Below are 12,406 nucleotides of genomic sequence, written 5' to 3'. Positions count from 1 at the left end.
ATAGCCAAAATGGGCGCCGGACGCGGTGGCTAAGGTTGTAGCGCCGCCGGGTGTCACAGTGGACACCATGACGAACAGCGCAAGGGGCAGAAATTCAGCGACGGACATTCAATCCTCCAATAGTATCGGAGGAAACTCTAGCGTGACGCCATGCATAAGTGAATCTCATATTGTGCATGTCAGGCATTACACGTCATAATACCTGTTATGACTCGCAATCTTGATATCACCCTACTTCGCACCTTCGTTGCCGTGGCCGATCGCGCCAGCATGACGGCGGCCGCTAACGTTTTGCATCTCACGCAGAGCGCGGTCAGCCAGCAGGTTGCCCGGCTGGAGGACGTGGCCGGCGCTTTGTTTATTCGTGGTGGCAGGACGCTTCGTCTGACGTCTGACGGAGAGCGTTTTTTGGCAAAGGCAAGGCGTCTTATCACGCTTAATGACGAGCTGTGGGCAGATATGGCGCAAGGGCCGATAGATGGCCTCGTCCGCCTTGGCGCGCCCTATGATCTTGTCGGAACATGGCTGCCCCCGATCCTCAAGGCATTTTCCCAAGCGTGTCCGAACGTGGATATTACGCTTATCTGTTTGTCCTCCACTGAACTGTTGACCGCCATTCAAGATGGCGTGATTGATCTTGCCCTGATCGAGGAGCCGGTAGGGAAATCAGCGGGTGAATGCTTGACGATTGATCGCCTGGTTTGGGTCGGCGCGAAGGGCGGCTCGGCGTATTTGAAGACCCCGCTTCCCGTTTCCATGGTGACGCAAACCTGCGCTTTCCGGCCCGTTGTTCTGCGGGCTCTCAGCGAATGCAACCTTGCCTGGCGCACTCTGTTCGAGAGCGGAAGCATTGACGCGACGCGCGCCACGGTCAGGGCCGATCTGGCGGTAACGGTCTGGCTGGCCTCTACCGTACCAAACGATCTCAACATACTTCCCCATGGGGAGAATTTGCCCAAACTACCCTCGTTCGCCATCAATCTTCACCTCGCGAACGGACGGCCCTCACGCGCGGTGGATGAACTCATCCAGCAAATACGCCACCGCCTGGGCGCTCCTATGCTTGCCGACCCGGCGGCCTGGTAAATCCAGGCAGATAATTTAACATAATGTTTTCACCGCCCGAAGCGGGCGTTTGCACATTAAAATAAGTTTTTTACTGAGACGGAGCCGACTTTCCTTTACAATGGTAGTCCTTTCCCTTTTCAGGCCGACATTTATGCTCATTCCCAAGCTGACGCAGCAAGACATGACGGAAAGCGAACAACGCCAACTTAAGACATTGTTAGACCAGGCAAAAAAAGCCAAAGGACTTGCTCTCTCAAATTCAGAAACCAATCATATCAAAGATGATTACATCGCCCAGTTGATGGCCGAGCGGGAAGTCATTGCCAAACAGGTCCGGGTCGTTAAACGGCAGAAGAAATTAAAACCTGATATTTCAGCAACCTACGAGTGGACGGCGAACATGCATTCACGAGGGAAACGCTAACGTCCTTTTGGCTACAGGTGCAAAAAATCAGGGCGAGGACCTTCCCCGCCCCTGCCGGAGATCTACTGCTGCAGCCCGCGGTTAATCAGCATGGGCGCTATATCAGGCTCCTTGCCGCGCCAATCCTTATAAACCCCGGCCAGGTCACGGCTATTGCCTTTCGACAGCACCTCATCGCGAAAACGCTGGCCATTGCGCGCCGTTAATCCCCCCTGCTCCGTGAAGGCGGCAAAGGCATCATCCGCCAACATCTCTGTCCACAGATAAGCGTAATAGCCGGCCGCGTAACCCCCGCCCCAAATATGCTGGAAATAGCTGGAACGATAGCGCGGCGGAACGTAGGGCAGATTCACCTGATATTCCGCCAAAGCGGCGGCTTCAAACTCCTCCACCGATTTTTCAGCAACGCCCGCGGCCAGCATATGCCAGCGCATGTCCAGAAGCGCCGCCGCCAGCAGCTCGGTCATGTCATACCCTTTATTAAAGCGTGACGCCTTTTCAATCTTGGCCAGCAGTTCGCTTGGCATCGGCTCGCCGGTTTGATAATGCCGGGCATAGTGGGCAAATACCCGCGGCTCGTCGGCCCAGTGTTCATTGAATTGAGAAGGAAACTCGACAAAATCACGCGGGGTCGAGGTACCGGAAAGGCTGGGATATGCCTGATCGGCAAACAGGCCGTGCAAGGTATGGCCGAACTCATGAAACAGCGTTACCACGTCATCCCACGATAATAATGCCGGCTGCCCCGGCGCGGGTTTGGCGAAGTTGGCAACATTATAGATAACCGGCCGGGTACCGAGTAAATGGGATTGGTCGACAAAATTACCCATCCATGCCCCGCCGCCTTTATTATCGCGCTGAAAATAGTCGGTATAAAATAGCGCCAATGGCGTCCCGTCTTTATCAAATACATCATAAACGCGGACATCAGCATGATAAACCGGAATATCGCTGCGGGGCTTGAGTTCTATGCCATACAGCAGCCCGGCGGCATAAAACACTCCCTGCTCCAGCACGCGGTCCAGTTCAAAATAGGGCCTGATTTGCGCATCATTCAGATCGTATTTCATCTTGCGCACGCGATCGGCGTAAAACTGCCAATCCCAGGCGGCCAGGGTGAATCCTTCCTGGCGGCTGTCTATCACTGCCTGAATATCAGCCGCTTCTTGCCCGGCCCGCGCCGTGGCGGCGGGCACAATGCGCGTCATAAAATCCAGCGCCGCGGCCGGTGTTTTCGCCATTTGATCGCGCAGCGCCCAACTGGCGTAATCGGAGAAGCCTAATAGGCCGGCCTGCTCGGCGCGAACCTGGGCCAGGCGGATAATAATGCTCCTGGTGTCGTTGCCGTCGCCCTTTTCCGCCCGCGAGAGGGAGGCGTTGAACAGGGCCTCACGGGTGGCCCGCCGTTCCAGGTTTTGCAACTGTGGTTGCAACGTGGTGTTTTGCAGCGCCAGGAGCCAGCGATCGCCGAGATTGCGCTCGTTCGCCGCCTGCCGCGCCGCCGCTATCTCTTGCGTCGATAGCCCGTCCAATAGCGTTATATCATCAATCAGCAGCGCGCCCTGTTTGGTGGCCTCCAGCAGCTGATGGGAGAACCGCGTGCTTAAGCTGGCCGCTTCCTGATTCAGCGCGGAAAGCTTTTGTTTCTGCGCGTCGGATAACCGTGCCCCTGCCAATACGAAGCCTTGATAGGTCACCTCGATAAGCCTGAGCGATTCCGCTGAAATCCCAAGGGACTCCCGTTGGTCATATACCTGTTGCAGACGGCTGAACAGCCTGGCGTTGAATGTTATCGCATCCTTCATCGCGGCCAGTTTAGGCGATTGTTCCTCATCGATGCGTTGTAGCGTGGCGCTGGTGTTGGCGGAGGTCATGGCGCCAAATACGCTGGAAACCCGTTTCAGCATCACCCCGGACCGCTCGAGGGCGACATAGGTGTTATCGAACGTCGGCTCATCGCTTTGCGTGGCAATTTGATCAACCTCGGCCAGATAAAGACCGATGCCTTCGTCAATCGCCGGTGAATAGTCGCTTTCCTGGATCAGGTTAAAAGGCGGCGCCTGAAACGGCAACGGGCTGGGCTGGTAAAACGGATTTTGCCGCTGGAGATGATGGTTATGCATACGGTGCTCCTGCCAAAACGGTCGGTAATGCCTGATCCTATGCTAGCATGCCGCGGGGGAAAAGACAGGATTGCGCCGCTTGGACAAAATGGCAAAAAAAAATGCGCCGGGGCGCATTTATGCAGAGATATAAAGTGGTAGCACGACATTGCCAGCCGTTACAGTGAGGCCATATCGATAACGAAGCGGTAGCGGACATCGCTTTTTACCACCCGCTGGTATGCGTCGTTGATCTGCTGGATGTCAATCTTCTCGATATCGGAAACGATATTATGCTCGCCACAGAAATCAAGCATCTCCTGGGTTTCTTTTATTGAGCCGATGCCCGAGCCCGCCAGGCTGCGGCGTCCGCCGATCAGGGCGGCGGCGTGCAGCGGCACCTTGTTTTCCGGCAGACCGACCAGGACCATGGTGCCGTCGATTTTTAATAACGACAAATAGGCGCCCCAGTCAATTTCCGTTCCGACGGTACAGATTATCAGGTCGAAGGTGTTTTTCAGCTTCTCGAAGGTCGCCGGATCCTGGGTCGCGTAATAATGCTCGGCGCCCAGGCGCAAGCCGTCTTCTTTTTTGGACAGGGTCTGGCTGAGAACGGTCATTTCCGCGCCCATGGCCTTGCCCAGTTTAACCCCCATATGGCCCAAACCGCCCAGGCCGATAATCGCCACCTTTTTGCCGGGGCCCGCCTGCCAGTGACGTAACGGCGAGTAAAGGGTAATACCGGCGCAGAGCAAAGGCGCCGCCGCATCCAGCGGCAAATTATCGGGGACCGTCAACACATAACCCTGCTTGACCACGATATGGTCGGAGTAGCCGCCCATGGTCGGCGTTTTGCCGTCGCGCTCCACGCTGTTATAGGTTAATACCAGCCCTTCCCGGTATTGCTCCAGCTCCAGGTCACGCTCGGCGCAGTGGGTACATGAGTCCACAAAACAGCCGACGCCGACCCGATCGCCCAGGTTGAATTTTGTCACGCCGTCGCCCTTTGCGACCACTTCTCCCACGATTTCATGACCGGGAACCATGGGGAATATGGCGCCGCCCCACTCATCCCGCGCCTGATGGATATCAGAATGGCACACGCCGCAGTAGGCGATCTTAATCACCACATCATCCTGACCGGGAGCGCGTCGCTCAAAAGAGTAAGGCGTTAGAGGGGCCTTGGCGCTGAGCGCGGCGTAACCTTTAGCTTTAGACATATATCATACTCCGGGTTGTTTGGAGAAAGGAGACATGGCGCTGCTTCGCCATGCCCCCGACAGATGTCCCATTCTGCCAGTAACCACATTGAATGCGGTAGACGATTATTCTTGCGTTATTGCCTGATCCTGCAAGTCCGGAAATAAACGCGCGGTTCAGCGACGGTCTTGTCGGTTAGGTGATTGTACTATGCCCCATCGAATCCCAGGATAATAACCAGGCACCACGATAGCTGATAACTATTATTTTTATGCTATTTAATTATTATTATTATTGTTTTTATTAAATATTATACGAGCACCATTAGATATTATACTGATGGGAATATCACCACTATCTTTTTTTGTATGATATTTCTTCGTTTTAGGATGTGCGCAGATAATTATCACAATATTACTTAAACGATGTTTTATTTTTAGCTGTATTTTAATTTTCTGTGGCTAGAATACCACCCCGTTATCTTGCCTTACGTTGATAACGATTAATAAATGCACAGAAATTCTTTCTTAAAAAAGCACAAAAAATCTGAAATTATAGGTCATCATGAAAAATATTAGCAAAACAGTTGTCGGCGTGATTACATTAGTCGGCGGAATAACCCAGGTTTATGCAACTGGCAATTCGGAAAATACAGCTTTTGATAAAAACAAGACACCATCCTCATCAGTTTCAGTTTTAAAACCAAATTCTTCCGTAAGGCAGAATACATCAACTTCTTTGGTTAAAACTGAAAATAATGCGCCTTCCACGCTGAAGTTAACAGTGAAACCCGGTAACAATCCCCCCATAAACCTTGCGAGTTTCACCAAAGGAAAAAATAAAAACATCGAAAAATTGGTAATAAAGGGTAGCGGAGAATTGATTTTTGAAAACTCACTTCCCAAAAATACAAAATTAAAAGAAATTATTTTGGAAGATAGCGTTACATTAAGATTAGATAAAGCTAATGTAAACGTTGGTCAAATCGAGGTGTCTGAAAATGCAGCGCTGGGCGGCACGGGTTTTATTTCCGGAAAAGTCATAAACAAGGGCAACCTCTTCACCGGCAAAAGTAATAAATTTGCAGAATGGAAAAAAGATGCCGCGGGAAATTTGATGGTTACCGACAAAACAGGGCATAAATTAACGATTGATGAGTATGAGGCAGGGCCAGATGCCAAGGTTACGACCTGTGCGAAGTTTGGGGATGATAAATCTAAAGCTGATACGTTGATTATTAAAAAAAGTATCAGCGGTCAAAGTCAGCTCGTCGTTCATAATGCCAATGGCAAGGGAGCGAAAACCCATAAAGGCATACCCCTGATTCAATTCCATGGTAAAGAAATTCCTGCTGATTCTTTTGTATACCAAGATAACAATGGATTGAATGATTATAATTATCAGCTTGATAAAAATGCAAACAACTTGGTGCTCACCAGCAAGTCTGATAGGGAGGTGATTAAAACCGTTGCGGTAAAAGAGCAGGAGGACAAAAATAATGCTAACACTTCAGCTACTGCATCGGTAAAAACCCAAGCAGACAATACCCTCGACGACACGGTAAAGCGCGGGCAACCCTCGAATAGTCCGGAAAAACGCATTGATCAAAATTCACAAAAAACGGACTCTCAAAGTCAGCCGGCAGATACGCCGATAAAACCAAAACGAAACTCTCTGCAGGGAAGTCGGTCCTCATCAGAAAATAACGAGCAAAAAAAACTACGTTCGTCCTCTACCTCGGGAGAACAGGGCTATCCACTGTTTTCCATAGAAGAAGAATCTAACCCAACCCAAGACAGCGATATATCTGCCAAGGATGATAGCGCAAGTAAAGGCCCGATTCCGCTGCCACGCGCCCATATTACAGATGACAATATTTCTAATGTGAAAAAAAATGGGCCGGTTGGCAGCGCCATCAATCCTGGAAATAGCATGGCTGGCTATAAACTCACCACTGTTGATTGGCTGGAGGATAGCGAAGAAGGCCTGGCTGCACAACATCGACTCGAAAACAAGCTACCAGCAAGGAGTGAGATAAATGATGACAAAACCGGGCTGGATGGGTTTGAACGCGAAGATAAACAAAAAATTAATATTTCAGAAGATAGCAATCCAATAGATGCGCCCGCTTTGGTAGCAGCAACGCAAACAAAAGATGAAACGCCTTCATTTGAAGATTTAGCTTCAGAAAGCGATTATGACAATTTAGATAAAAATTATGCAAATATTGTTGATATGTTATCTGATCACGAACAGGGCAAACAAATCGATGAACTGGCCCTGGTTGGCTCCGAAGAAAACTCATCAGCGGGCAATCAGGAAAACTCACAGATTTCGACGGGATATGATAAAGGCCAGGGTGATAACAGGCTGGTAGTATCAAAGAATAAGCAAACGGACTCTTCGTCCACATCAGATGATTATTATGAATTACAGGATAAGAAAGCGGCCTTCCAGGTCAAATCATTAAATGAATGGCCTTTTGAGGATGAGCTCGCGAAATCGTCGTCCCTCGTCCCGGCTGCCGGGCAACCAGGGAATGAGCCCGCGGACACGCCGTCCCCGGTCTTAGCTGCTGGGCAACCAGAGAATGAGCCAGCGGACACGCCGTCCCGGCTCTTCGCTGCTGGACAACCAGAGAATGAGCCAACGGACCCGCCGTCCCGGCTCTTCGCTGCTGGGCAACCAGAGAATGAGCCAGTGGGCATGCCGTCCCGGCGCTTCGCTGCTGGGCAACCAGAGAATGAGCCAGCGGGCATGCCGTCCCGGCTCTTCGTTGCTGGGCAAGAGAATGAGCCAACGGACACGCCGTCCCTAATCGGGGATGCTGAGCATGAAAATTCCGAACGGGATTATTCCGATCTTCAGCGGGGCTTTTTGCGTGCGGGTGCGGCTACCGCCGCTCGCGCGTCAACTGAGTTGCGCCCGCAGGCCGGCATTTATGCCGCCAATATGGCTACCGCCAATACGATGTTCGCCACCCGTATGCACGACCGTATCGGTGCACCGGCGTTTCCCTCCGCGCTGGATCCCGCGGACGGTCACCACCCTTCCCTCTGGCTGCGCATCGCCGGCGGCGTGAACGGTGCTCGTATGCGGGACGGGGCTCTGTCTACCCGCACCAATACCCAAAAGGTACAGCTGGGCGGTGAAATATTCAGCGTCAGCCATAACGGCCTCGACGGTCTGCATGTCGGCGCCATGTTCGGCGCGGGCAAAAGCCGTAGCCACAGCCACGCCGTCAAAGGCAAAAGTGCCAAAGGCGGGCTTGATGGCTATGCGGCCGGCATTTACGGTACCTGGTATGGCAACGACCAAAACCGCGAAGGGCTTTATCTGGACGGTTCGCTGAATTTTAACTGGTTCGGCAATTATGTTGAAAATGGTTCATCGGCAAATAAATCCGATGCAAAAGAAAGCTACCGGTCCCGTGGCTTTGTCGCCGCGATGGAAGCCGGCTATGCCTTGAAGCTGTTCAGCGGTTCGTCCTTTGACACCTATCTGCAACCGCAAATGCAGGTCACCTGGATGGGCGTCAGCGCGCAGGATCATAAAGACCGTAACGGCGGCCGGGTTAGCCTGCAGGGTAAGGATAATATCCAGACACGCCTTGGAACGCGTCTTTATATGCGCGGTTATGCCAGCATAGATGAGGGTAAACAGCGCATGTTCCAGCCTTATGTCGAAACAAACTGGATCCATAATACCAAGGACTTCGGGGTTCGTATGGAACAGGATAACTACTCCTTGCAAGGCGCCAGGAATATCGGTGAAATCAAGATCGGCAATGAAGGCCAGATTAATGAACACCTGGCTGTCTGGGGTAATATCGGCCAGCAGGTCGGCACAAAAGGATATCACGACACCCTAGGTACGCTGGGCGTTAAAGTGAATTTTTAATAGTGAATGCACATGCGTTTTATGCGGACATGATCGGTCGGTAAAGCAGGAGCAGTTTGCCCCATATGTTTGCCAGCAGGTGATTGTCCTTCCCACGGGCCGGCTTAGCCGGCCTTTTTGCGCACCCGCCAAGGCTGATTTTTCGCGTATTATGCTACCTCTGTTTTTTACGATCCTTACTTATTTTGTTTTGCGATACATCTATATTGGCAATATTGGCAATATATGTGCCAATTTTATACAAACGATAACGCCGGCATATGACGGCAAGACCGGGACTGTTGATGACGGCGACATTAGTCTATGCTCTAGGTCTGTAGGCTCGCTTGCGGGCGCTTATGAGATCCGAAATGTACTACTGCGAGGAGAATTCTAATGGAATATCGTCTATTGGGCCGTTCAGGCTTGAAAGTATCGGTATTGAGTCTCGGCACCATGACCTTCGGAGGCAAAGGAAAATTTGCCAAAGTGGGCGATACCGGGGTGGCGGAAGCGCGTCGCCAGTTGGCGATTTGCATTGATGCCGGAATTAATCTGTTTGACACCGCCGACGTTTACTCCCAGGGAGTTTCCGAAGAAATCCTGGGCGAAGTGCTGAAGGATAAGCGCGACAGCGTGCTGATCGCGTCCAAAGCCCGTTTTCCCATGGGTAATGGCCCCAACGATCGCGGCTCGTCGCGCCACCATTTGATCCGCGCCTGTGAAGCCAGTTTGAAACGGCTGAATACCGACCATATCGATTTGTATCAGTTGCATGAATGGGACGGTCAGACCCCCTTGGAAGAAACGTTGTATGCTTTGGAACAGCTGGTCGACAGCGGCAAGGTGCGCTATGTGGGTATTTCCAATTTCTCCGGCTGGCATATCATGAAAACGCTGGGCGTCAGCGAACGGCTCAATCTGATCCGCCCGGTAAGCCAGCAAATTCATTATTCTCTGCAAAGCCGCGAGGCCGAATATGAATTATTGCCGATTACCCAGGATCAAGGATTAGGCGTGTTGGTATGGAGCCCGCTGGCGGGGGGACTGCTATCCGGTAAATACCGCAGGGATCGCCAGCCTGAGGGCGGCACCCGCCATCTGGAAGAGTGGAATGAACCGCCGATTTACCATCAGGATGCATTGTATGACATCATTGACGTCCTGGTGGCGATCGCCGAAGAGCGCAACGTGTCCGCCGCTCAAGTGGCCCTGGCCTGGCTTATCAGCCGCCCCGCCGTCACCTCCGTTATCATCGGCGCGCGCACCGAGGAACAGTTAAAGGATAATCTGCTGGCGGCGGATTTGGTCCTAAACGCCCAGGAAATCAACCGCCTGTCCGACGTCAGCCGCCCGCCGCTTATCTATCCGTACTGGCACCAGGCGCAAACCGCCTCCGACCGGCTATCGCCCGCCGATCTTTCGCTGCTGGCGCCTTACCTGCGCAAACCCTAGTCGAGGTCTCGGGCAGCCGGTGATTGATAGTGTAGTAATTATTCAGGACTAAAAGGAACCGTTGCATGATTATCTTTATTACCGGCGCTACCGCCGGCTTTGGCGAAACCATCGCCCGTAGATTTCTTAAGCAGGGCCACCAGGTGATTGCCACCGGTCGCCGTCAGGAACGTCTTGATCAATTAAAAGCCGAACTGGGCGATAATCTCTACCCCCTCAGGCTGGATGTGCGCGATCGTGACGGCATTACCCGCGCCATTGACTCCCTGCCCCCCGAATGGCGGCAGGTGGATGTGCTGGTCAACAATGCCGGCCTGGCGCTGGGCATGGAGCCGGCGCACAAGGCCAATCTGGATGATTGGGAAACCATGATCGATACCAATAATAAGGGCTTGGTCTATATGACCCGCGCCCTGTTGCCGGGCATGGTGGAACGGCGGCGCGGCCATGTGGTCAATCTCGGTTCAACCGCCGGCCGCTGGCCTTATGCGGGCGGCAATGTCTATGGCGCCACCAAGGCCTTTACCCGTCAGTTCAGCCTTAACCTGCGCACCGATCTGGTGGGCACCAAGGTTCGGGTCACGGATATCGAGCCGGGGCTGGTGGGCGGAACCGAGTTTTCGGCGGTACGTTTTAAAGGCGATGACAATAAAGTTGAAAATACTTATAAAAATGCCGATCCGCTGATGCCGGAAGATATAGCTGAAGCGATCTACTGGGTCACCACCCTGCCGGCACATGTGAATATCAACGTGCTGGAGATGATGCCGGTCAACCAGTCTTTCGGCGGGCTTAGCGTCCATCGCGATCAGTGATCTCACCGGGCGGCCCGCTAAGCCGGGCCGCCCTCTGCCAAACGCGCTGCTGATATACCATCGCCAGCGGAAAATCTTTTCTGTTATTGCCAAAATCTGACATATGCGGGGCAGATATGCGTTCGCACGATCGGCTTGATGTACAACTCATGAAACTTTATGGGGAAGCTAATCATGCATAAAATAACGTTGTTTGCCGGGGCGCTTTTATTTGCCTTGGTACTAGGTATTGATATCTTTCCCGTACCGACGACCTCGATAGTCGATCACCCGGCTTTAGACCAACCGGACAGCATAATCATTACCCCGGCAAAGATAACGGCCGCACCTAGCCAGTCCTGGGGCGATAATTTGACGCCGTCAATGAACCGCAGCCATAAAAGCGCGGTCAATATATACACACCGCCATAGGCAGCGTAAACGCGCCCGCTGACGGCGGGATGGAGGGTTAACAGGTAAACAAAGACGACAAGGCTTGCCGTCGCAGGGAAAAGCAGCAGTACGCCGCCCTGTTTTTTTAGCCAAAGGCCAGGCAGGTAGCAACCCAGTATTTCCGCCACGGCGGTGGCCATAAACAACAATGTCGTCTTTAACATGCCGGGGCTGTTCCTTAATTTCAGTAACGGTAACGCATGGTTTTTAACCATAAGGCAATGTTATTATGCCTGTGCACGGGAAGTCGATTTTACCTGCGTTATTATCCACGTAAAGATTAAAAGGAAGACGTTATGAAAACCACCTGTTACCCACGACTGCTCGGCGGGATGCTCTCGGTCGCTTTGCTGGCCTTTTCCGCCGCCGGTGTTGCCGCCGGCAACACCCAGCGCCTGATCATCGATTCCGGCGATAACGCCCAGTCCCGTGAAGAGGCGCGCCAGAGCCAGGAGCAATGGGATGCCTCACATAACCTGCGCGGCAAGCAGCTCAAGCGGGACGAAAAGGATTTTGATAAATATGATAAAACCGTTGATTTAAAGGATTTATGCAATCGCAGCGAAAACATTAACGCTTACTGGGAAGACACCACCGCCCGTTGCCTCGATCGCCGCACCGGCCGTACGTTGATGGCGCCGTGATTGGCGTTTATTACCTCTTTATGATACGCCTGCTATTCTTGTAGCGGGTACTTCATTGTTAAATAAGGACGGTAATATGAGCAATTCATGCAAGATGAAGCGGCTAAGCCATCGGTTGAGCGAAAAGACAGGGAAACGCTTTTTTATCCTGGGCGTGGCGCTTGCCATGATGCTGCCGTTGGCGGCGCGGGCGTCATGCGAAAGCGTCAAAGCGGATATCAGCCAAAAAATCATCGCCAACGGCGTGCCGGAATCCGATTTCCGCCTGGATATCGTGCCGAACGATAGCGCTGACCAGGCAAGCGGCCAGGTGGTCGGCCATTGCGAAAACGATACGCAGAAAATTGTGTATATCCGCTCCGATGAAGGCGCAGTGGCCACAAGTGA

General features: G+C 52.5%; 10 protein-coding genes. 7 read left to right on the top strand and 3 right to left on the bottom strand.

Annotated elements, in window-relative coordinates; genetic code table 11:
• Window positions 1–207 precede the first annotated feature (207 nt).
• Together VGC33_RS01470 and yjbD are read left to right on the top strand one after the other, a co-directional pair.
• Window positions 208–1,086, top strand: coding sequence for a LysR family transcriptional regulator (locus VGC33_RS01470; RefSeq protein WP_331118289.1), 879 nt, complete (start codon window positions 208–210; stop codon window positions 1,084–1,086).
• Between the two features lie 133 nt (window positions 1,087–1,219).
• The gene (yjbD, locus tag VGC33_RS01465) at window positions 1,220–1,492 is read left to right on the top strand and encodes a YjbD family protein (protein WP_331118287.1); all 273 of its coding nucleotides are present in this window, start codon (window positions 1,220–1,222) and stop codon (window positions 1,490–1,492) included.
• A gap of 62 nt (window positions 1,493–1,554) precedes the next feature.
• Here yjbD and dcp read toward each other — a convergent pair whose 3' ends face one another.
• On the bottom strand, window positions 1,555–3,615 hold the full coding sequence (gene dcp / locus VGC33_RS01460) for a peptidyl-dipeptidase Dcp (RefSeq protein ID WP_331118285.1): 2,061 nt from the start codon (window positions 3,613–3,615) through the stop codon (window positions 1,555–1,557).
• A gap of 158 nt (window positions 3,616–3,773) precedes the next feature.
• Window positions 3,774–4,814, bottom strand: coding sequence for an NAD(P)-dependent alcohol dehydrogenase (locus VGC33_RS01455; RefSeq protein ID WP_331118283.1), 1,041 nt, complete (start codon window positions 4,812–4,814; stop codon window positions 3,774–3,776).
• A 544-nt stretch (window positions 4,815–5,358) separates the two neighbouring features.
• Here VGC33_RS01455 and VGC33_RS01450 point away from each other — a divergent pair.
• From VGC33_RS01450 to ydfG, 3 genes are all read left to right on the top strand, one after another.
• Window positions 5,359–8,694 carry an autotransporter outer membrane beta-barrel domain-containing protein gene (locus VGC33_RS01450; RefSeq protein WP_331118281.1) on the top strand — a complete coding sequence of 1,112 codons (3,336 nt, stop codon included), beginning with the start codon at window positions 5,359–5,361 and terminating at the stop codon, window positions 8,692–8,694.
• 375 nt (window positions 8,695–9,069) lie between these two features.
• The gene (locus tag VGC33_RS01445; protein ID WP_331118279.1) at window positions 9,070–10,128 is read left to right on the top strand and encodes an aldo/keto reductase; all 1,059 of its coding nucleotides are present in this window, start codon (window positions 9,070–9,072) and stop codon (window positions 10,126–10,128) included.
• A 65-nt stretch (window positions 10,129–10,193) separates the two neighbouring features.
• The gene (gene ydfG / locus VGC33_RS01440; RefSeq protein WP_331118277.1) at window positions 10,194–10,943 is read left to right on the top strand and encodes a bifunctional NADP-dependent 3-hydroxy acid dehydrogenase/3-hydroxypropionate dehydrogenase YdfG; all 750 of its coding nucleotides are present in this window, start codon (window positions 10,194–10,196) and stop codon (window positions 10,941–10,943) included.
• 266 nt (window positions 10,944–11,209) lie between these two features.
• Here ydfG and VGC33_RS01435 read toward each other — a convergent pair whose 3' ends face one another.
• Window positions 11,210–11,539: a YnfA family protein gene (locus VGC33_RS01435; protein WP_331118294.1), complete on the bottom strand. Its 330-nt coding sequence runs from the start codon at window positions 11,537–11,539 to the stop codon at window positions 11,210–11,212.
• 132 nt (window positions 11,540–11,671) lie between these two features.
• On the opposite strand from VGC33_RS01435, the gene VGC33_RS01430 reads away from it, so the two are divergent.
• Both VGC33_RS01430 and VGC33_RS01425 read left to right on the top strand, forming a co-directional pair.
• Window positions 11,672–12,019, top strand: coding sequence for a DUF1283 family protein (locus VGC33_RS01430; RefSeq protein ID WP_331118275.1), 348 nt, complete (start codon window positions 11,672–11,674; stop codon window positions 12,017–12,019).
• 76 nt (window positions 12,020–12,095) lie between these two features.
• A partial coding sequence (locus VGC33_RS01425) for a DUF1161 domain-containing protein (protein WP_524535650.1) occupies window positions 12,096–12,406 on the top strand: 311 nt, incomplete at its 3' end.

Source organism: Acerihabitans sp., assembly GCF_036398755.1.
Classification (GTDB): domain Bacteria; phylum Pseudomonadota; class Gammaproteobacteria; order Enterobacterales; family Enterobacteriaceae; genus Acerihabitans.
This window is presented reverse-complemented; position numbering and strand designations above follow the sequence as displayed.